Here is a 20,836-nt window from a genome sequence, read left to right on the forward strand (position 1 = left end):
GCTGGGGGTCGCCGGGCGCAGGCGAAAAGTCGTCCCCTACGGACCGCGGCGAGTCTAGTCGGTCTGGCTGAGAACGCCGAATGCCGCGCGGGTCACTTTCGGATCACGGAAAACGCTGGTCGGAGCCGAAGAGATCGGCGGGGGCATTCGACCCCGCGGGCGGGGTCCGCCCGAGGTGCGTCCAGGCCGCGTCGGTGGCCACCCGACCTCTGGGGGTACGGGCCAGCAGCCCCGCCCGGACCAGGAACGGCTCGCACACCTCCTCGACGGTGTCGGGCTGCTCCCCCACCGCCACGGCCAGCGTCGACAGGCCCACCGGGCCACCCTTGAACGAGTCGACCAGGGCACGCAGCACGGCCCGGTCCAACCGGTCGAGGCCCAGTGCGTCGACGTCGTACACCGTCAACGCCTCCCTGGCCGTGGCCAGCGTGACCGTGCCGTCGCCGCGGACTTCGGCGTAGTCGCGGACCCGGCGCAGCAGCCGGTTGGCGATGCGCGGGGTGCCCCGGGACCGCCCAGCGATCTCGACCGCGCCCTCGTCGGTGATCGGCACGCCTAGGATCCGCGCGGACCGGTGCAGCAGTGCCTCCAGGTCCGCCGCGGCGTAGAAGTCGAGGTGGGCGACGAACCCGAACCGGTCGCGCATCGGCCCGGTCAGCAGGCCGGACCGGGTGGTGGCGCCGACCAGGGTGAACGGCTCGACGTCGAGCGGGATCGCGGTCGCGCCCGGCCCCTTGCCGACCACCACGTCGACCCGGAAGTCCTCCATCGCCGAGTAGAGCAGCTCCTCGGCGGGCTTGGCGATCCGGTGGATCTCGTCGATGAACAGCACGTCGCCGGTCGCCAGGCTGGTCAGGATGGCCGCGAGGTCACCGGAGCGCTCGATCGCCGGCCCACTGGTCACCCTGATCCCACTGCCGAGCTCGGCCGCGACGATGTTGGCCAACGTGGTCTTCCCGAGGCCGGGAGGCCCTGACAGCAGGATGTGGTCCGGTGGGGTGCCGCGGCCCATCGCGCCGCGCAGCAGCAGGTCGAGCTGGTCGCGGACCCGGTGCTGGGCGATGAACTCGGCCAGCCGCTTCGGACGGACGGTCGCCTCGGCGTCCTGCTCGCCCTCGGCGACGTACGCGGAGATCTCGCTCATCGGGTCCGGCCGAGCAGCTGGATCGCCATCTTCAACAGGGTCGGCACGGGCTCGGAGCCGGTCGCCTTCTCGGCCACCGCGGCCACGGCCTGGTCGGCCTGCGCCGCCGACCAGCCGAGCCCGACGAGACCCTGGCGGACCTGCTCGGGCCAGACCGCGCCGACCACACCGGACGCACCGTCGGCGCCGACCGCGATCGGGCCGATCCGGTCGCGCAGCTCCAGCACCAGCCGCTCCGCGCCCTTCTTGCCGATGCCCGGCACCCGGGTCAGCGTCGCGGTGTCGGCGTTGGCGATCGCCTTGCGCACCACGTCGGGGTGGTGCACGGCCAGCACCGCCTGGGCCAGCCGCGGCCCCACGCCGCTGGCGGTCTGGAGCAGCTCGAAGAGGTGCTTCTCGTCGTCGTCCGCGAAGCCGTAGAGGGTCAGCGAGTCCTCCCGCACGACCAGGCTGGTCGCCAGCCGCGCCGGTTGGCCCAGGCGCAGGCCGGCGAGCGTGCCGGGAGCGCAGTGGACGGCCAGGCCGACGCCGCCGACCTCGATGACCGCGCCGTCCGGCGACACCGCGGCGACGACCCCGCTCACACTGGCGATCACCTTCGACCTGCCCTTCTGACGGCGACGGCCGCCGCCTCGATCTTCGCCTTGGTGCCACCCCGCCAGATGTGGCAGATGGCCAGCGCCAGCGCGTCGGCCGCGTCGGCCGGCTTCGGCGGCGCGTCGAGCCGCAGCAACCGGGTCACCATCGCGGTCACCTGAGCCTTGTCGGCCTGGCCGGAACCGGTGACGGCGGCCTTGACCTCGCTCGGCGTGTACGTCGACACCGGCAGTCCGGCCCGCGCTCCCGCCAGCACCGCGACCGCGCTGGCCTGGGCGGTGCCCATCACCGTGCGCACGTTGTGCTGGCTGAACACCCGCTCGACCGCGACGCTGACCGGCTTGTGCTCGGCGACCAGCTCACCGAGGGTGCGGTCGAGGTGCAGCAGCCGCAGCGCGAGGTCGTCGGCCGGGTCGGTGTAGACCACGTAGTAGGCGACCAATGTGCACGGTCGGCCGGGCACACCCTCGACCACGCCGACGCCGCAGCGCGTCAGCCCCGGGTCGACGCCGAGCACCCGCACGCGATCCCTCCCCCTTGTACGTGTGTTCGACACCTTACGGGTCGCCCGAGCGGCCGCGGGACGGACACACCGGTGCCCGAAATCCGGTGGCAGGGCTCACTAGCGTTGACGGTGTGGAGAAGACCGGATTCATTTCGACGACGATTCCGTACGTCAATGCGCGCCCCCATCTCGGTCACGCGCTGGAGTTCGTGGAGACCGACGCGTACGCGCGATTCATGCGCACGAAGCTCGACGACGTCTTCTTCCTCACCGGATCCGACGAGAACGCGCTCAAGAATGTGCTCGCCGCGGAAGCCGCGGGAATGTCGACCGCCGATCTCGTCGCACGAAACGCGCGCACCTTCCAGCACCTGGCCTCGGCACTCGGTTGCGTGCCCGACCATTTCGTGCGCACCAGCGTCGACCCGCTGCACCTGTCCGGCGCGACGGAGATGTGGCGCCGGATGGAGGCGGCCGGCGACCTCTACCCGCGCGCCTACGAGGGGCTCTACTGCGTGGGCTGCGAGCAGTTCTACGAGCCGGCCGAGCTCGTCGAGGGTCGCTGCGCGGAGCATCTGACCGAGCCTGAGCGCGTACGCGAGCAGAACTGGTTCTTCCGGCTCTCCCGCTATCAGGACGACCTACTCAAATGCCTTGAGTCCGGCGCACTGGTCATCCACCCCGAGACGCGGCGCAACGAGGTCATCTCGTTCGTCCGGGCGGGCCTTGCGGACATCAGCGTGTCGCGGTCCGCGGAGCGCGCGCACGGCTGGGGCATCCCGGTGCCCGGCGACGACAGCCAGGTGATGTACGTCTGGATCGACGCGCTGACCAACTACACCAACGCCCTCGGGTGGACCGCCGACGACCCGCGCTACCAGCGGTTCTGGGCCGACGCGACGCAGCGCGTACACGTCATGGGCAAAGGTGTGATCCGGTTCCACGCCGTCTACTGGCCGGCGATGCTGCTCTCCGCCGGCCTGCCGCTGCCGACCGACCTGGTCGTGCACGGCTACATCACGGCGGGCGGCCGCAAGCTCGGCAAGAGCCTCGGCAACGCGGTCGACCCGGACGAGCTCATCAGCCGGCACGGAGCGCGGGCCGTCCGATATGCACTGCTCGCCACCTTCGCCCCGTTCGGTGACGGTGACGTCACCGAGGAACGGATCGTCGCCGCCTACAACACCGACCTCGCCAACGGCCTCGGCAACCTGGTCAGCCGGGTGACCAGCATGATCGGCCGCTACCGGGGCGGCGTGGTGCCGGCGGGCGCCGTTCCCGGCGGGCTCGGCGACGCGGTCGCGGCGGCCGCCAGCGCCGTCGACGCCGCCCTGACCGGCTACGACCACCGTTCGGCCGTCCAACACCTCAACACCCTGGTCGGGCAGGCCAACGCGTACGTCGACGAGCACGCGCCGTGGCACCTGGCCAAGCGGCCCGAGGACGCCGAGCGGCTCGACACCTGCCTGCTGCACACCGCGGGGGTGGTCCGCGCCCTGGCCGTGCTGCTGCGCCCGTTCCTCCCCGACGCGGCCGGGGAGATCCTGGTCGCGCTCGGCCAGCCGACGGCCTACCGGCTCGATCCGGGCACCTGGCTGGCGGGGATGGCCGGCACGGCGGTCGAGAAGCCCGCCGCGATCTTCCCGCGCATCGACATCCCTGCCACATAGCACCGGGGGGAGGTGTGTGGCGGCACGCCATGGGAGCGACCCGCAAACGCTCGTACATTCATGCGCCATGGCAGCAGATCGGGTGGCTGACCACCACGTCGTACGGCTGGACCTCACCGGTCGCACCGCCCTGGTGACGGGGGGCGGCAGCGGGATCGGGCGCGCCTGCGCGACCCGGCTCGCGGCCGCCGGCGCGAAGGTCGTGGTCGTCGACCGCAACGCGGCGGCCGCTCAGGAGGTGGCGGCCGAGATCGGCGGCGTGGCGGTCGAGCTCGACCTCACCGACGGCGACGCCATCGAGCGCATCGACGCCGACGTCGACGTGCTGGTCAACAACGCCGGCTTCCAGCACGTCGCTCCCCTGCCGGAGTTCCCGCCGGACACCTTCGCGGCTTTGCAGCGGGTCATGGTCGAGGCGCCGTTCCGGCTGGTCCGGCGTGCGCTGCCGCACATGTACGAGCGCGGCTGGGGCCGCGTCGTCACGATCTCGTCGGTGCACGGGCTGCGCGCGTCCGCGTACAAGTCGGCCTATGTCACCGCCAAGCACGGCGTCGAGGGCCTCTCCAAGGTCATCGCGCTGGAGGGCGCCCCGCACGGGGTCACCGCGAACTGCGTCAATCCCGGGTACGTGCGTACGCCGCTGGTCGAGGGCCAGATCGTCGACCAGGCCCGCACCCACGGGATCCCCGAGTCCGAGGTGCTCTCGTCGATCCTGCTGGCCCGGTCGGCGCTCAAGCGCCTGGTCGAGCCGGCCGAGGTCGCGGAGCTGCTGGCGTACCTGTGCACCCCGGCGGCATCCTTCATCACCGGGGCCTCGATCGCCATGGACGGGGGATGGACGGCAAGCTGAGCGCCATGACTGGAGAGTTTCTCGAACTGCTGGCGCGGGAGGCCGCGGCGGTCGAGTTCGAGGGTCCGCTGCTGGCCGCCCGCGCGGCCGGGCTGCCACCCGACCAGGTCGCCGACCTCGAGCGCGCCAAACTGGCCGCGCTGCGGGTGCGCTCCCTGCTGGAACGGCGCCGGCAGCGCGAGGTCGAGCTCTCCGGGCTGGTCGACACCGCCGCCGACCTCGCCGGGCTGCGCGACGTCGACGACGTGCTGCGGGCCATCGTCCACCGGGCGCGGACCCTGCTCGGCGCCGACGTGGCCTACCTGACGCTCAACGACGACGACCGCGGCGACATCTACATGCGGGTCACCGACGGCTCGGTGTCGGCCCGGTTCCAGCGGCTGCGGCTCCCCCTAGGTGCCGGCCTCGGTGGGTTGGTCGCGCAGACGGGCACGCCGTACGTCACCGCCGACTACCACGCCGACGAGCGCTTCCGGCACACCGGCGAGATCGACGCCGGCGTCGGCGAGGAGGGTTTGGTCGCCATCCTCGGCGTACCCCTGCGGCTGGGTTCCTCGTCGTTGGGTGTGCTGTACGCGGCCAACCGCTCCGCGCGCCCGTTCGCCCGCGAGGAGGTGGCGCTGCTCGGCTCGCTGGCCGCGCACGCGGCGGTGGCGCTGGACACCGCGCGGCTGCTCACGGAGACGCGGGTGGCGCTGGCGGAGCTGTCGGCCGCCAACGCGACGATCCAGGCGCACAGCAGCTCGGTGGAACGGGCGGCGTCGGCGCACGACCGGATGACGGCGCTGGTGCTGCGCGGAGGCGGGGTCGAGGACGTGACCGCCGCGGTCACGGAGGTGTTGGGCGGCGCGCTGCTGGCGCTGGACGCCGACGGCCGCGAACTGGCCCGCGTCGGCACGATCTCCGAGCCTGACCGGGTCGCTCTGGCCGAGGCGGTCGCGGCATCCCGCGCGGAGCGCCGATCCGTCCGCCGGGGCGACAGCTGGTACGCGGCGGTGGTCGCGGGCACCGAGGATCTCGGCGCGCTGGTGCTGCGGCCGACCGCGGAGCTGGTCGACGCGGACCAGCGGATCCTCGAACGGGCGGCCCTGGTCACGGCGTTGTTGCTGCTGTTCCGCCGCACCGTGGCCGAGGCCGAGGGGCGGGTCCGGGGTGAGCTGCTCGACGAGTTGGTCTCCCGGCCGGTCCGCGACGCGGAGTCGCTGCGTTCGCGCGCCCGGCGGCTCGGGGTCGACCTGGACGCGCCGCAGGTGCTGGTGGCGGTCGGGGACGACACGGCCGGCCGCGCGCGGGTGCTGTCGTGGGCGACCTCGTACGCGCTGTCGCGGGGTGGCCTGGCCGCCGCCCGCGACGGCCGCATCCTGCTGATGCTGCCCGGGAGCGACCCAGGGGCGGCGGCGCGGCTGGTGGCGAAGGACGCCGCACGGGTGTCCGGACGCCCGATGACCGCCGGCGCCGGCGGGCCGTCCACCGGGCCTTCTTCCCTGGGTGCGGCGTTCGCGGAGGCGGATCGGTGTCTGTCGGCGCTGACGGCCCTGGGCCGGGTCGGCGAGGGCGCGGGTGCGTCTGAGCTGGGCTTCGTCGGCCTGCTGCTGGGCACGACCGGCGCCGCGGGCGACGGGGAGGTGGCCCGCTTCATCGCGTCGGCGATCGGACCGGTGGTGGACTACGACGTGCGGCGGGGCACGGCGCTGGTGCGCACGCTGGAGGCGTACTTCGGAGTGGGCGGCGGCCTGGCGAAAGCGGCGGAGCTGCTGCACGTGCACGTCAACACGGTCACGCAGCGCCTGGAACGGGTGGGCCAGTTGATCGGCACGGACTGGCAACAGCCCGAGCGGGCACTGGAGGTGCAGCTAGCCCTCCGCCTGCACCGACTCCGCACCGGCCCGTCGGCGTAGTGGTCATTCAGCGTCTTTGATCTGACTGTCCCGGCCGCATCAGGGGTGAACGATGTCCGCCGTGACACAAACTGTCGAAAGGTCCGGCCCGGTCGAAGATTCCTGGGTGATGGGCCGTAGGACGCTGGAGCAGGTCATCGCGAACGACCGGCGGAGGGCCACGCAGACGGGTGTCTGGCTGGCGATCCTCCTCACCGCAGCCGCGGCTGGCCTGACTGTTCTGGTGATCGTTTTTGACCGGGCGACCCAGGGAGTGCTCGGCCTTCCGCTACTGATCGTTTCTTTGTTCCTGCTCCTGGCTGCCGGTGCCACACCTCTAATGACGTCTAAGTTCCACCGTGCTCGGAAGCGGCGCTGGGAACAACGCCAGCGTGAGTGCCGGGAACTCGCGGCCATCGCCAACGAGATCAACGATCCGGCACTCGGCAAACTGATCTCCTTCAATTTCCGGCTGATGGACCGGTTCGCGGCGGTAGCGATCGACCAGGCGCGGGCGTCCTATGTGGCATGCTCGGCGGCAGCGATCTCTGCCCTGCTGGTCCTGTTGGTCGGGGCGACGACAGCGATGGTGATCGACGATGCTGCCGGTCAGATCACGGCGGGTGCGGTGACAGCCGTGGGCGCGGCGCTTGGGAGTGCCACCCCGCTGATCATGACCCATGGCTGGCCCGGGTCGATCGTGGAGTTCAGCCAGGTCGTGGGGCCGTTGACCGATCCGCGGGCGCACGGTGGCGACCCCGCTGACGCCTTTCACCTGGTGCTGCCGCACATTCCCGGGTTCGGGCTGTCCGGGCCGACGCACGAGACGGGCTGGGAGCACCGCCGGGTCGCCGCCGCCTTCGGCTCGCTGATGGAGAGCCTCGGTTACCGGCGCTACGGCACCCAGGGTGGCGACTGGGGCAGTGTCATCTCCCGTGAGCTGGGACGCACGCGGCCCGACGAGGTGATCGGCGTGCACCTGAACCTGCTGCCGGGCGCGCACGCCACCACGGAACCAACGGCCGCCGAACTGGTGGCGCTGGACCCGGGCGAACGGGGACGGCTGCTGGCGTCGTGGGCTCGTACGCGGGAGTGGCTTCGAGATCGTCAGGGGTATGCCGACATCCAGTCGACCCGGCCGCAGACGCTCGCGTACGGGCTGACCGACTCCCCCGTGGGGCAGCTGGCCTGGATCGCGGAGAAGTTCACGGAGTGGGCGGATCCGCGCTCCGGCCCGATCGACCGTGACCACCTGCTGACGAACGTGATGCTCTACTGGCTGACCGGCACTGCGGGGTCGTCGGCCCGCATCTACTACGAGCGCGCGCACGCGGCCTATTGGGGCGGGCCGCCGGAGCCGTCCGGCGCTCCTACCGCCCTGGCGGTCTTCCCCCGGGACAACTTCATCCCGATGCGGCACATCGCTGAGCGGACCAACAACATCGTGCGATGGACGGAGTACGAGCGGGGCGGACACTTCGCGGCCCTGGAACAGCCTTCGGCTCTGGTCTCGGACATCCGCGAGTTCTTCCGCTCACTACGCTCAGCCGCCTGATCCGCGCGGCTCTGACGGGACGCCAGCCTCGAGGACGATGCGTGTCCTTTGGTACCGGTCACACCCCTAGAGCATCCTAGGACGGGCGCCTGCTCTTACATGCGACCGGTTGCTCGGAGGTTCGTCAAGGCCGCTAGCAGCAGGATCACCCCGATAACTGCGGCCACGCGCTTGCGGCGGCGTTGGGCCACGTAGGCGTGCCACCAGGCGATCGCCGCCTCCGCGATCGGTGCCGGCGGGCGCCGTTTCGGGCTGAGGAACCTCGCCTGGCGCGCGCCGATGCTGCTGCGTCCCGGTCCGGTCCGGCGGTATCTCGCCAGGCCGGCGCTCGACGTGGTCACCGAGCCGGCCGTGAACGGCGCCATCGGCGGCCGTTGCTGCCACGGTTGCTCCCCGGCCCAATCTCTACCGAGCCGGCTTCCGCCCGACGGCCCACACCGCACGCCGTCCGCGACCCGAGCTGGATCCCCTACGGTGTCCAGACCCGACCGGCCGTCCGTGGCCCCTGGGTCCCAGCCGCGGTCCACCACCCGGGCCGGATCCACGCCGTCCGAACCCGACCGGCCGTCCATCGCCGCGCCTCGGCCCCACAGGCGGTCCACCACCCGGGCCGGATCCACGCCGTCCGAACCCGACCGGCCGTCCGCGCCCCCGCTTCGGCCCCACACGCGGTCCGCGGTCCCCGCCGGATCCCCCACGCCGCCCGGACCCGGCCGGCCGTCGTCTGGGTCACTCGCGACCCCGTTCCACCCCCGCGCGCCGCCGGCTCCGTCCGCGGCTTCCGCGGGGTCCGCGCGCAGGACCACCATCTCCACTTCGTAGATCTGCTCCGCGCGCCAGCGCTTGGCCCGGTTCGTCAGCACCTCGCGCAGGTAGTCGTCCGCCGCGCGCGGCCGGCCCCATCTGGACAGGAGTTCCAGCCACTGCCACCGGGCCGCTACGTCGGTCAGGGCTTCCGGATAGATCTCCTCCGCGTGCCAGGCGTCGCCGGCCAGTTGGGCTGACTCCAGGCGTAGCGCGGTGAGATGGCGGCCTACGAACGACACGTAGCCGTCCGGTGCCTCCGGGGGCATCTTCGGCAGCAGGTCGACCACGGCGCCCTCCTTCGCGCGCATCCATCACCATCATCGCCGGCCTGGGCTGCCCCGCAAGTCCCTGTCGTGACGGGGCTCACAATTTAATACGAGACCGTTCCGTATCGCATCTCCTAGGCGTAGCTTTCCCATGCGATACGAACCTGGTCCGTTTCGTAATCAAGACGTAGATCTATCGGGGGGAGACGGACGTGGAGCAATCCGCCAACACCGGTCATCCGAGGCGCTGGGCGATCCTCGGTGTGCTGGTGGTGAGCCTGCTCGTCGTCGTGCTGGACAACACGGTCCTCAACGTCGCCCTGCGTACGCTCGCCGACCCGGTGCACGGGCTCGGCACGACGCAGAGCGAGCTCGAATGGGCGATCAACTCGTACACGCTGGTGTTCGCGGGTTTGCTCTTCTCGTTCGGCGTGCTCGGTGACCGCTTCGGGCGCAAGCGGTTCCTGCTGGTCGGCCTCGCGCTCTTCGGGCTGGCGTCGCTGCTGTCGGCGTACGCGCAGAACCCGGCCCAACTCATCGGCGCCCGCGCGCTGATGGGCATCGGCGGCGCGGCGATCATGCCGGTGACGCTGTCGATCATCTCCAACGTGTTCGACCCGCGCGAGCGGGGCAAGGCGATCGGCGTGTGGTCCGGCGCGGTCGGCCTGGCCATCGCGATCGGCCCGATCCTCGGCGGCACGCTGCTCGAGCACTTCTGGTGGGGCTCGGTCTTCCTGATCAACGTGCCGGTCGTCATCATCGGCCTGATCGCGGTCGCGCTCCTGGTGCCCGAGTCGCGCAACCCGCGTCCCGGGCGCATCGACATCGCCGGCGTGCTGTTGTCGGTGGTCGGCCTGGTCGGCCTCACGTACGGCATCATCAAGGGCGGCGAGGACGGCTTCGGCAACGCGGAGGTGCTGGTCACCGGCCTCGGCGGCATCGCGGTCCTCGCGGCGTTCGTCTGGCACGAGTCGCGGGTCGCGTTCCCGTCGCTCGACGTACGCCTGTTCAAGAACCCGCGTTTCTCGGCTCCGATCGCCGCGATCGGCCTGACGTTCTTCGCGTCGATGGGCGTGTTCTTCTTCAGCTCGTTCTATCTGCAGCTGGTGCGGGACTACTCGCCGCTGCAGACGGGCCTGCTGTTCCTGCCCTTCGCCATCGCTCAGCTGATCTTCGCCCCGCGCAGCCACGCCATGGTGCAGCGGTTCGGTGCGAAGGCGGTCACGGCGACCGGCCTCTCGCTGGTGACGCTGTCGCTGATCGGCTTCGTCTTCGTGGACGCGCAGACGGCGGTCTGGTTCCTGCTGCTCGACTTCTTCATCCAGGGCGTCGGCATGGCCAACATCATGGCGCCGGCCACTGAGTCGATCATGTCGGCACTCCCCCGCGAGAAGGCGGGCGTCGGCTCGGCGGTCAGCAACACGATCCGCCAGGTGGCCAGCGCCCTGGGCATCGCGATCCTCGGTTCGATCCTCGCGGCCGTCTACCGCGGCCAGATCGAGCCGACCACGACCGCACTGCCCGCTCAGGCGCGCGACGTGGCCAACGAGTCCATTTCCGGCGCGTACGGCGTCGCGTCCCAGGCCGGCGCGGCCGGCAACAACCTGATCGCGGCGGCCAACGACGCGTTCATGACCGCGATGCACTGGGCGGCCGGCGGAGGCGCCATCATCCTCGCCGTCGGGATCTTCGCAGCGCTGGTCTGGATGCCGGGCCGCCAGGCGGGCGCCGACCACGTCCAGCCGGTCGAGGTAGAAGCCGGAGAACTGGCAACGGCCGGCTGAGGTCAGGAACAATGGGCCACATGCAAGCTGCCGAGGAAGCTCCGCGGGCGCCTGGTCGCCCGCGGAGCCTCCGCGTCGACGAGGCCATCATCTCGGCCACGCTCGACCTGCTCGCCGAGGGCACCTCGGTCGAGGTCCTGTCGATCGAGGCCATCGCCACCCGCGCGGGCGTGGGCAAGGCGACGATCTACCGCCGCTGGCCGGGCAAGGAGGCTCTCCTCCACGACGCCCTGGCCACGCTGAAGTCGCCAGGCCCGGAAGCGGTCGGCGAGTCGGTCCGCGACGACCTGATCGCCATGCTGTCCCAGGTCGGCCCGTCCAACCACGACCCGCGCTTCGCGAAGATCATGCCGTGCATCATGCCGCACCTGGCGCGCAGCGAAGAGCATTACAAGGCCTACCAGGACATCATCGAGCCACGGCGTGATCGCATCCGCCAGGTCCTGCGCCGGGGTGTGGACAGCGGGGAGCTGAGGTCAGACCTCGACGTCGAGCTCATCCTGGCGATGCTGATCGGCCCGATCCTGGTGCAGCGGGTCCTCCGCTGGCACCCCGACCTCGACGCCGACAAGATGCCGGAGCAGGTCGTGGACGTGCTACTGGCGGCGATGGCGCCGCAGAAGTAGCGGTCTCGCGGACGTCCGGAGTGGACGTCGGCAGGCGACACACGTCGCTGACCTGGGTAGCGGGCCACCGCGGCACATATGCAGGCATCCAGACTGGACACCCGCCAGGCGGCATAGTCGATGACAGCTGAAGGCACCGGGTCGGCGGCCGCCGACGGTAACTGCGGCGTGCGTTTTGACGGCGCCCATCGCGGACCTGGCAGCGGAGCGAAGCGGAGCGGTCCCTCGCGGGAGGAACGGTCCGGACCACAGCGAACCCGGGCAAAGATCGCCCTGTTCTAGATCTTCGCCCGCAACCGGGGACCTACCGCAAAGCCTCCAAGGTCAGGTCGACGTCGTGGTCGGTGGAATAGACGTGGAAGCTCGCGCGCACCCGCCCGGCCCGCACGGCGGCGCGGATGCCGGCCCGCTCCAGCTTGGTCTTGGCGTCCGGCACGTCGACGGTGACGATCGCGCTGCCCGCGGGCGGCTTGCCCAGCCCGGCCAGGAAGCGGTCGGCGAGCCGCACGTTGTGGTCGTGGATCGCGGCGACGCCGATCTCCTCGATCAGCTCGAGCGCCGGCGCCGACCCGACGAAGCTGTGCCACGCGGGCGAGATGTCGAACCGCCGCGCGTCGTCGGCGAGCCGCAGCGGCAGGCCGTAGTAGGAGCCGTGGACGTCAGCGCCCGCGTACCAGCCGGCCGCCGACGGTGTCATCCGCTCCCGCAGCGCCGGCGAGTAGTAGCCGTAGGCGGTGCCGCGCGGCCCCATCAGCCATTTGTAGCCGCCGGTCAGCACGGCGTCGGCGAGTGAGCCGTCGAAGGGCAGCCATCCGCACGCCTGCGTGCCGTCGACGACCACCAAAGCTCCCGCGGCCCGGGCGGCGGCGACGATCTCGTCGTAGGCCGCGATGGCACCGTCGGCCGACTGCACGACGCTGAACGCGACCACGTCGACGCTGGGGTCGAGCGCATCGGCCAGTTTTTCGACCGGGACCGCCACGACGTCGAGGCCGTGTACGGCCCACGGGAACACGATCGAGGTGAAGTCCCCGTCGGCCACCACGACCTTGCCGCCCGCCGGGATCGCCGCGGCGACGGGCGCGACGAGCTGCGAGACCGCGCTGCCGACCGCGATGTCGGAAAGCGGCACGTTGATCATCCGCGCGTACGCCGCCCGGCAACGCTGGGTGGCCTCGTCCCACGGCTCCCAGGACGTGCGACCGACCCGCCAGTCATCGAGCGCCGCCTGAAGGGCATCCCAGGCGGGCTTCGGCGGCAGGCCATAGCTGGCCGTGTTGAGCCAGCCGGGGATCGGCTCCCAGAGCTTCTGCGCAGCAGCAAGATCCATGCCTAGACGCTATCCCCGCCCCCGACCGAGCCACACGGTCCAATTCGCGATCCCTGGTCCCCAGGACCGCGGGCCCCGCATCCAACAGGGAAACGCCCAACAGCGCGACGCCGCGTCGCCGCACCGCATGACCGACCCACATCGCCGCACCGCTAGGCCTGCTGCGCCACGTAAGAGGCCACCGCTCGTTCCGGCGCAGCATGGGCGAAGCCGAATCCGCGTCGCCGCGTCGCCGCGTCGCCAAACCGTGCCGCGTGACCGTCAGAGCGCGTAGATGCCGTAGCCGAAACCGTCGATCTTCACCTCCGTCTCGCCGAGCCGGGCTCCGTGCACCTCGAGCGCCCGCACCCCGTCACCAACCACCCCAGCGGGAAGCGACGCCGTAGCCGGTTCCCGACGCGGATTGATCGCCACCAGGTGGCTGCCGCCCCGGAGATAGACGAACGGATAGCCGGAATGCAGCACCTCGACGGGCGCCGAGCTCCCCAACGCCGGCGTAGCCCGGCGCAGTGCGATCAGCCGCCGCACCAGGTTGAGCAGCGACCCCTCGTCCTCCCGCTGCCCGGCGACCGTCGGCCGGGCCGGGTCGGGATCGATGGGTAGGTAGAGCTGGTCGGCCGGCGCCGTCGAGAAGCCGGCGTTGGGCGACGTGTCCCACTGCATCGGCGTACGCGAGCCGGTCCGGTTGTTCAGCGGCGCCAGCATGCTGCCCTCTTTGTCGGGCATGTCGGGGACGTAGCGCATGCCGATCTCGTCGCCGTAGTAGATCGTCGGCAGGGTTGGCCAGGTCATCAGAAAGGCGTAGGCCGCGCCGACGTGCTCGCGGGACCGGGTGCCCGTGACCAGGCGCGCGTAGTCGTGGTTGGCCGTCGGCAGCGCGATGTGCCCGGTGCCGCCGATGATCTCGGCCGCGTTCTGCCACTGGGTGACGAACTCCGTGATCGCGCCCAACCCCTCGGCGTCGAAGAAGGCGGGCTCGGCCGGCCACGACGGATCGGCGGTGCCGACCCCGAGGTGCCACAGCGACAGCAGCGCGTTGCCCCGGAAGTGCAGGAAGAAGTCGGCGTGGAAGCCGGCCGGCACCGCGACCGCCGGGTCGCCCCACTCGGGGATCAGCACGTTGTCGGGATAGGCGCGGTCGATCCACGTGCGCATCTCGCCCCAGAGCCGGCCGGTCTCGACGTACCCGGGATCGTCCTTGACCAGCGACGACGCCATGTCGACCCGGAAGCCGCTGATGCCCCGGTCGAACCAGAAGCCCATGATCTCGCGCAACGCCTCGCGGTTGGCCCGCGGACCGGGCGCGTCGACCGGCTGACGCCAGGGCTCGCGGGCGTCGTCACGGGCGTAGCCGAAGTTGAGCGCCGGCTGGCACGGATAGAAGTTGAGCATGAAGTAGCCGCCGCGGCTTCCCGGCGTCGGCGCCCACGCACCGGCCGGCGAGCCCACCCTGGGCGACCAGATGTAGCGGTCGTCGTCGGGATCGTCGGCCCACGCGCGGAACCACGGGTGCTGGTCGGACGTGTGCCCGGCGACCAGGTCGAGCATGACCCGGATGCCCCGCGACCGCGCGGCCTCGGTGACGGCGACCAGGTCGTCGTTGCTGCCGTAGCGCGGTGCCACCGACAGGTAGTCGCTCACGTCGTAGCCCGCGTCCGCGAACGGCGAGCGGAACAACGGGCTGAACCACACAGTGTCGACACCCAGCCACTGCAGGTAGTCGAGCCGCTCCAGAACACCGGCGAGATCACCGATCCCGTCGCCGTTGGAGTCGGCGAAGCTCTGCGGATAGATCTGGTAGAGGATGGCGTCGGCCAACCAGGCAGGTGCGGTGCGGGGCTCGTTCACGCGGGTCACGTTACCGGCGAGCGGGAGAAGTTTCGCGTTCGACCACTGTGGACTGTGGATAACCTCGTGCGGAGACGACAAGACCCCCGAAAGCCTCCGGGGGTCTTGGGACGGGACGCTCCAGGCGTCAGGCGTCGATCAGCGCCATGACGTCGTCTGACACCTCCGACGAACCAGGATCACAGCGCCGTAGATACCCGTTGCTGCGCCAGTTGCGGAATCAGCCGCGCCGCTGTCTCGAAGTCAGTGTCCTCGTGCAGCAGGACGAGCTTGAGCCGAATCGCGGTCGCGGCCACGAGATGGTCAGCCACGGACAGTCCCTGATGCTGGCTCTGTGACGCCAGCTCACGCCGTACCGACGTGACCATGGCCCATGCGTCGTCTGGGACGGGGACCCAGGGGTACGCGGCCCGGAGCTCCTCCTCAATCCGGCCGTAGCTCTTGGCGTCGGCGATCGTGAGCGTCTCGACGAGCACGGGGTCGCAGATCGCGACGAGCCCTCGATCGACCGTTTCATACCAAGCCGGATCGACCTGACGCCGAATGATTCGGACCAGCGCACTGGTGTCGACGAGGTACTTCACTTGTCGAGCTCGTCGAGCCGGTCGAAGTCGAAGCCGCCCTCATCCGCGATGCGTTGCAGGTTTTCGAGCGCTTCGCGGCGCCGTTCCCGCGAAGACTCGACCGCTTGTCGCAGGGCCTCGTTCACGGTGTCTTTCTTGGTCGCCGTGCCCAGAGCAGTCGTTGCTTCCGCGAGAAGATCCTCGTCGACGTCGATCAGGGTCTTTGCCATGAGGCACCTCCAAGCGCAGGATATCCAACGGGGCAACGGATATCCACGGACCCGACGGAGATATGTCTCGACCGAACGACACGACAAGACCCCCGGATGCCGGGGGTCTTGGGGCGACCGTGCGTCAGGCGTCGATCAGCGCCATGACGTCGTCGGACACGTCGAAGTTCGCGTACACGTTCTGCACGTCGTCGCAGTCTTCCAGCACGTCGATCAGCTTGAAGATCTTGCGGGCGCCCTCTTCGTCGAGAGGCACGTTGACGCTCGGCACCAGGGACGACTCCGCCGACTCGTAGTCGATGCCCGCGTCCTGCAGCGCCGTGCGCACCGGCACCAGGTCGGTCGGCTCGGAGACGACCTCGTAGGCCTCGCCAAGGTCGTTGACCTCTTCCGCGCCCGCGTCGAGGACCGCGAGCAGCACGTCGTCCTCGGAAAGGCCACTCTTCGGGACGATCACGACACCCTTGCGCGTGAACATGTACGACACGGAACCGGCGTCAGCGAACGAGCCACCGTTGCGGGTCAGCGCGGTCCGCACCTCGGTCGCCGCCCGGTTCCGGTTGTCGGTCAGGCACTCGATCAACAGGGCGACACCGTTCGGGCCGTACCCCTCATACATGATCGTCTGGTAGTCGGCGCCACCGGCCTCGAGCCCCGACCCACGCTTGACCGCGCGGTCGATGTTGTCATTGGGAACAGAGCTCTTCTTGGCCTTCTGAATGGCGTCGTACAGCGTGGGGTTACCGGCCGGATCGCCACCACCGGTGCGCGCCGCCACCTCGACGTTCTTGATCAGCTTGGCGAACATCTTGCCGCGCTTGGCGTCGATGACGGCTTTCTTGTGCTTGGTCGTCGCCCACTTTGAGTGGCCGGACATGGATGACCTCCGAAATAACCCCAGTTGGGCAGCGGAAACGGGCGGGCTGGGCTGCCCAAGCCACCAAGTCTACCGACGAGACGGGTGGAGGACCCAGCCGGCTCAGGGCCGAAAGATCCAAATCTAGATCTTGTCCCGGGTCCGTCGTGGGCACGACCGTTGCTCCCGCCGGAGACCGGGCCGGGCCATGGGGGCCCGACCCTGCCAGGTCCGCCGTGGGAAGCCAAACCCCAGACCACCGTCGGCATCTCCCAGCGGGGTTAGCGGTCGCCGCACTCCTCGGGACCGGCCGTCCCGCGAAGGTCAATGGGCAAGCCGCCCCGAACGACGAAGGCGCCGCACGCCAGTGGTGAGCAACGAACTCGAGGCGCACTAGGTTCCCGCTCGCAGCCATCGACCTCCGCCAAGTGGCCGAATGGCCGCCAACGCCGGCGCGGACTCACCACAGGTTCGCGGTAAGCGGCAGCGTTCGGATGCGGCCGGCCGTACTCAGGACGCTTCTCGCACCATCTCCACGAACAGCTCGTGCAGCCGGAGATCGCCGGTCAGCTCGGGATGGAACGACGTAGCCAACGCCGCGCCCTGTCGCACCGCCACCACGTGCGGGGCGACCGTGCCGTCGGCGCCCGCCCGCTCGATCGAGCCCAACACCGAGACCTCGTCGCCCACCGACTCCACCCACGGAGCCCGGATGAACACGGCGTGGAACGGATCGGCGAGACCCGCCACCGCGACCGGGGCCTCGAACGAGTCCACCTGCCGCCCGAAGGCGTTGCGCCGCACGGTCATCGAGATCGCGCCGAAGCTCCGCTGGTCCGGACGCCCGTCCAACACGGACGAGGCCAGCATGATCATGCCCGCGCACGAGCCGTAGACCGGCATCCCGTCGGCGATGCGTTTGGCGATGGGGTCGTACAGTCCGAAGTCGACAGACAGCTTGCTCATCGTGGTGGACTCGCCACCCGGGATGACCAGGCCGTCGACGTCGTCGAGCTCGGCGGGCCGGCGCACCGGCAGGGCGGTGGCCCCGACGGCGGTCAGCGCGCGTACATGCTCACGCACGTCGCCCTGCAGGGCGAACACGCCGACAACGGGCCGACCGGTCACCAGCCACGCTCGGCGAGTCGGTGCGGCTGCGGGATGTCGTCGACGTTGATGCCGACCATCGCCTCGCCCAGACCGCGGGACACCTTGGCGAGCACGTCCGGGTCGTCGTGGAAGGTGGTGGCCTTGACGATCGCCGCCGCGCGCTCGGCCGGGTTGCCCGACTTGAAGATGCCGGAGCCGACGAACACACCCTCGGCGCCGAGCTGCATCATCATCGCCGCGTCGGCCGGGGTCGCGATGCCGCCGGCGGTGAACAGCACGACGGGCAGCTTCCCGGTGCGCGCCACCTCGACGACGAGGTCATAAGGCGCCTGGAGCTCCTTGGCCGCCACGTAGAGCTCGTCCGAGGACAGCGACGTCAGCCGCCGGATCTCCCCACCGATCTTGCGCATGTGGGTGGTCGCGTTCGAGACGTCACCCGTCCCGGCCTCACCCTTGGACCGGATCATCGCCGCGCCCTCGGTGATCCGCCGCAGCGCCTCACCAAGGTTGGTGGCCCCACACACGAACGGCACGCTGAACGCCCACTTGTCGATGTGGTTGCTGTAGTCGGCCGGCGTCAACACCTCGGACTCGTCGACGTAGTCGACACCCAACGCCTGCAAGATCTGCGCCTCGACGAAGTGCCCGATCCGGGCCTTGGCCATCACCGGAATCGAAACGGCGTTGATGATCCCGTCGATCATGTCGGGGTCACTCATCCGCGACACGCCACCCTGAGCCCGAATGTCAGCCGGCACGCGCTCGAGCGCCATAACAGCGACAGCCCCCGCGTCCTCAGCGATCTTGGCCTGCTCCGGGGTGACCACATCCATGATCACACCGCCCTTGAGCATCTCGGCCATCCCACGCTTGACCCGCGACGTACCAGTGACGCCGCCCTGCTCGGTGGACTCGGTCACGTTGGCCACTCTCCTTCTCGCCGAAACCTTCGCCCAGCCAGCGTAGTAGGGAATTGGCCCCTGACCGATATCCAATCCGCCCCCCGGTGGCCTGCCTAACACCCGTCGACAATCAGCCAGAGCCGGACAGATCAAGTTCCTGTCCCGGGCTCGTCGTAGGCACGACCGTCGCTCCCGCCGGACACCGGGCCGGGCCCCAGGGGGCCCGTCCCTGCCAGGCCCGCGCCCGGACCAGCCACACCCCAACCCCGACACGCCGCGTCACGCGACCGACTCCCGAGATCTAGGTGATCCACCGCAGCTAGAACAACAACCGTTTACCTAGATCTACGAGATTCGCCCCCGGTCGCGGCGAGAGCGGCCCGCGAGTTGGCTGTCAGCCCGACGGTGCGGGCAGTCGCCGAGGCTGCCGCCGAGCCGTAAGGGGCGAGTCAACACGGCCCGCGCCACCGCGGGCAGCGGCCCGCGGACGCCAGCGGCGTGGCCGCCGACGCAGGCGGCCGCTCCGTCAGGGAGCGACCTGGCTCAGCCCGCGACGCCGGCCACCGGGGGCGGTGCGACCGCCGGGGCCGGTGAGACAGGTGCGGCCGGCCGCGACGGCGTGACCGTCGGGTCGTCGATGTCGAAGAAGCGCGGGCGATCATGGCGGCGGGTCAGCAGCAGCACCCGCACCAGGCGTCGGCGCCGGGCCGCGTGTGCCTCCCGGGCCAGGTCGTTGTGGACCTGCCGCGCGAGACCCAGCCGCCGGCTGGCGGAGATCACCGCGTCTTCCTTCGGGTCCTCCGACACCAGCGGCACCGTGCGCAACTGGCGGGTCAGGTCGTTCTCCGCCGCCTCGCGCTCCTCCGGGCCCGCGTCCAGCGCGATCCGGGCCGCGGCGTACAGCTCGGGTGCCTGGCGCTCCTCGGCGAGCACGGCGGCGGCCGCCGCGCGGCGCATCAGGTGGGCGTCCAGCGAGCGGGCGGCCGCGGCGGAACGGGCGTGCAGGCGGTCCACCCGCTGCGCCGTCCACGTCAGGTACGTGGCCAGCACCGCGACCACGGCGACCACGACTACGACCCACCACATGCTCGGCATCGTAGTGCGCATACCCCGAGGCCGATCATCTCACCGTCAGGACTGCCGCTCACGCAGCGTGACCGGCTCAGCGCGGCTCCGACCACTCCACGTCGATCACCCGGCCGTCGGTGGCTTCGATCGCGGCCGCGTACACCTCCAGCACCCGCAGCGCGACCACCGGCCAGTCGTAGCCGGCCACCACGGACCGCGCCGACTCGACCAGCTCCGCCCGCGACGAGGGCGCGTCCAGCAGCGGATCCAACGCGTCCCGCAACGCCACGGCGTCACCGGTGGCGAACAGCCGCCCCGCCCGGCCGCCGTCCAGCACCCGGCGGAACGCGTCAAGGTCGCTCGCCACGACCGGCGTACCCGCGGCCATGGCTTCCGTCAAGATCATCCCGAACGACTCACCACCCGTGTTCGGAGCGACGTAGACGTCGACGCTGCGCAGCATCCGGGCCTTGTCGGGCTCCGACACCAGCCCCAGATAGGTGATCCGGTCGTGCAGCGAGTCGGGTACCCCGGACAGCAGCTCGTCGCGATCCCCCGGCCCGGCGACCAGCAGCCGCAGACCCGGCCGCGACGACGCGAGAGCGACGAACGCGTCCCGCAACACCGGGAAACCCTTGCGTGGCTCGGTGAACCGCCCCAGGAAACCCAGCGAGCCCCCACCACCCGGCCAACCCGGCAACGGCGACGCGGCGGCGAACCGCGCGACGTCCACCCCGTTCGGGATCTCGACCGCGCCGCCGTCGAGGTGCTCGACCTGCACCTTGCGGGCGAGCTCGCTGACCGCGATCCGGGCGGTGATCCGCTCCAGCACGAGCCGCAGCGCGCCCTGCGCCGCGGACAGCGCGCGCGAGCGGGTCATCGCCGTGTGGAACGTGGCGACCACCGGGCCACTGCTGTTCAGCACCGCGAGCATCGACAGGCTCAGCGCCAGCGGCTCGTGCACGTGCAGGACGTCGAAGTCGCCGCGGGCCAGCCAGCGCCGGACCCGCGCACCGGAGACCGGGCCGAAGGCGATGCGCGCCACGGATCCGTTGTACGGAAAGGGAACCGCGCGACCGGCAGGCACCACGAAGGGTGGCAGCGACGCGTCCTCGTCCGCCGGCGCCAGCACGCTGACCTCGTGCCCCAGCCCGATCAACGCCTGCGCGAGGTCGAGGATGTGGTTCTGCACGCCGCCCGGCACGTCGAGGGAGTAGGGGCTCACGATGCCGATCCGCATCCTGCCCA

At 70.8% G+C, this 20,836-nt stretch carries 19 protein-coding genes; 6 read left to right on the forward strand and 13 right to left on the reverse strand.

The genetic code is table 11. The annotated features are described in order from the left end of the window. Nucleotides 1–103: 103 nt before the first annotated feature. From ruvB to ruvC, 3 genes are read right to left on the reverse strand one after another with little or no spacing between them, the layout of a single operon-like run. Nucleotides 104–1,144: a Holliday junction branch migration DNA helicase RuvB gene (gene ruvB, locus AB0J88_RS16125; RefSeq protein WP_364344148.1), complete on the reverse strand. Its 1,041-nt coding sequence runs from the start codon at nucleotides 1,142–1,144 to the stop codon at nucleotides 104–106. Then, on the reverse strand, nucleotides 1,141–1,740 hold the full coding sequence (gene ruvA, locus AB0J88_RS16130) for a Holliday junction branch migration protein RuvA (RefSeq protein WP_364344145.1): 600 nt from the start codon (nucleotides 1,738–1,740) through the stop codon (nucleotides 1,141–1,143). Before ruvA ends, ruvB begins: the two co-directional genes overlap by 4 nt. Then, complete coding sequence (gene ruvC, locus AB0J88_RS16135; RefSeq protein WP_364344142.1) at nucleotides 1,737–2,264, reverse strand: crossover junction endodeoxyribonuclease RuvC; 528 nt, start codon at nucleotides 2,262–2,264, stop codon at nucleotides 1,737–1,739. The genes ruvA and ruvC overlap by 4 nt, the downstream gene beginning before the upstream one ends. Nucleotides 2,265–2,377: 113 nt before the next feature. On the opposite strand from ruvC, the gene AB0J88_RS16140 reads away from it, so the two are divergent. The 4 genes from AB0J88_RS16140 (at nucleotide 2,378) to AB0J88_RS16155 (ending at nucleotide 8,198) form a co-directional block, all read left to right on the forward strand. Next, complete coding sequence (locus AB0J88_RS16140; RefSeq protein ID WP_364344139.1) at nucleotides 2,378–3,916, forward strand: methionine--tRNA ligase; 1,539 nt, start codon at nucleotides 2,378–2,380, stop codon at nucleotides 3,914–3,916. 67 nt (nucleotides 3,917–3,983) lie between these two features. Then, complete coding sequence (locus tag AB0J88_RS16145; protein ID WP_364344136.1) at nucleotides 3,984–4,766, forward strand: 3-hydroxybutyrate dehydrogenase; 783 nt, start codon at nucleotides 3,984–3,986, stop codon at nucleotides 4,764–4,766. After that, nucleotides 4,751–6,664, forward strand: a complete 1,914-nt coding sequence (locus AB0J88_RS16150; RefSeq protein WP_364344133.1) for a GAF domain-containing protein — start codon at nucleotides 4,751–4,753, stop codon at nucleotides 6,662–6,664. The genes AB0J88_RS16145 and AB0J88_RS16150 overlap by 16 nt, the downstream gene beginning before the upstream one ends. A gap of 319 nt (nucleotides 6,665–6,983) precedes the next feature. Next, nucleotides 6,984–8,198 (forward strand): alpha/beta hydrolase, encoded by a 1,215-nt coding sequence (locus AB0J88_RS16155; RefSeq protein ID WP_364344131.1) that lies wholly within the window; start codon nucleotides 6,984–6,986, stop codon nucleotides 8,196–8,198. A 95-nt stretch (nucleotides 8,199–8,293) separates the two neighbouring features. Here the strand turns inward: AB0J88_RS16155 and AB0J88_RS16160 are convergent, their stop codons facing one another. Further along, nucleotides 8,294–9,313, reverse strand: a complete 1,020-nt coding sequence (locus AB0J88_RS16160) for a hypothetical protein (protein ID WP_364344128.1) — start codon at nucleotides 9,311–9,313, stop codon at nucleotides 8,294–8,296. Nucleotides 9,314–9,483: 170 nt separating this feature from the next. Between AB0J88_RS16160 and AB0J88_RS16165 the strand changes: the two genes are divergently transcribed. Together AB0J88_RS16165 and AB0J88_RS16170 are read left to right on the forward strand one after the other, a co-directional pair. Continuing rightward, complete coding sequence (locus tag AB0J88_RS16165; RefSeq protein ID WP_364344125.1) at nucleotides 9,484–11,055, forward strand: DHA2 family efflux MFS transporter permease subunit; 1,572 nt, start codon at nucleotides 9,484–9,486, stop codon at nucleotides 11,053–11,055. 20 nt (nucleotides 11,056–11,075) lie between these two features. Next, on the forward strand, nucleotides 11,076–11,681 hold the full coding sequence (locus AB0J88_RS16170) for a TetR/AcrR family transcriptional regulator (RefSeq protein ID WP_364344122.1): 606 nt from the start codon (nucleotides 11,076–11,078) through the stop codon (nucleotides 11,679–11,681). Nucleotides 11,682–11,985: 304 nt separating this feature from the next. Here AB0J88_RS16170 and AB0J88_RS16175 read toward each other — a convergent pair whose 3' ends face one another. The 9 genes from AB0J88_RS16175 to AB0J88_RS16215 all read right to left on the reverse strand — a co-directional run bounded on the left by AB0J88_RS16175 (nucleotide 11,986) and on the right by AB0J88_RS16215 (nucleotide 20,828). Further along, nucleotides 11,986–13,011, reverse strand: coding sequence for an aminotransferase class V-fold PLP-dependent enzyme (locus AB0J88_RS16175; protein WP_364344119.1), 1,026 nt, complete (start codon nucleotides 13,009–13,011; stop codon nucleotides 11,986–11,988). 261 nt (nucleotides 13,012–13,272) lie between these two features. After that, complete coding sequence (locus AB0J88_RS16180; RefSeq protein ID WP_364344116.1) at nucleotides 13,273–14,859, reverse strand: alpha-amylase family glycosyl hydrolase; 1,587 nt, start codon at nucleotides 14,857–14,859, stop codon at nucleotides 13,273–13,275. 179 nt (nucleotides 14,860–15,038) lie between these two features. Then, on the reverse strand, nucleotides 15,039–15,443 hold the full coding sequence (locus AB0J88_RS16185) for a PIN domain-containing protein (RefSeq protein WP_364344113.1): 405 nt from the start codon (nucleotides 15,441–15,443) through the stop codon (nucleotides 15,039–15,041). Next, the gene (locus AB0J88_RS16190; protein ID WP_364344110.1) at nucleotides 15,440–15,652 is read right to left on the reverse strand and encodes a type II toxin-antitoxin system VapB family antitoxin; all 213 of its coding nucleotides are present in this window, start codon (nucleotides 15,650–15,652) and stop codon (nucleotides 15,440–15,442) included. Before AB0J88_RS16190 ends, AB0J88_RS16185 begins: the two co-directional genes overlap by 4 nt. A gap of 124 nt (nucleotides 15,653–15,776) precedes the next feature. Next, nucleotides 15,777–16,529: a YebC/PmpR family DNA-binding transcriptional regulator gene (locus AB0J88_RS16195; RefSeq protein ID WP_364344107.1), complete on the reverse strand. Its 753-nt coding sequence runs from the start codon at nucleotides 16,527–16,529 to the stop codon at nucleotides 15,777–15,779. A gap of 489 nt (nucleotides 16,530–17,018) precedes the next feature. Further along, entirely contained in the window at nucleotides 17,019–17,636 is a 618-nt protein-coding gene (pdxT, locus tag AB0J88_RS16200; protein ID WP_364344104.1) for a pyridoxal 5'-phosphate synthase glutaminase subunit PdxT, read from the reverse strand. After that, entirely contained in the window at nucleotides 17,633–18,538 is a 906-nt protein-coding gene (gene pdxS, locus AB0J88_RS16205) for a pyridoxal 5'-phosphate synthase lyase subunit PdxS (RefSeq protein ID WP_364344101.1), read from the reverse strand. The genes pdxT and pdxS overlap by 4 nt, the downstream gene beginning before the upstream one ends. A 525-nt stretch (nucleotides 18,539–19,063) precedes the next feature. Beyond that, on the reverse strand, nucleotides 19,064–19,615 hold the full coding sequence (locus AB0J88_RS16210) for a hypothetical protein (protein WP_364344591.1): 552 nt from the start codon (nucleotides 19,613–19,615) through the stop codon (nucleotides 19,064–19,066). Nucleotides 19,616–19,682: 67 nt separating this feature from the next. After that, a complete protein-coding gene (locus AB0J88_RS16215) occupies nucleotides 19,683–20,828 on the reverse strand; it encodes a glycosyltransferase family 4 protein (protein ID WP_364344098.1) in 1,146 nt (381 codons plus the stop codon). Nucleotides 20,829–20,836 lie beyond the last annotated feature (8 nt).

The sequence above is a fragment of the Asanoa sp. NPDC049475 genome (genome assembly GCF_040676915.1).
GTDB lineage: Bacteria > Actinomycetota > Actinomycetes > Mycobacteriales > Micromonosporaceae > Asanoa.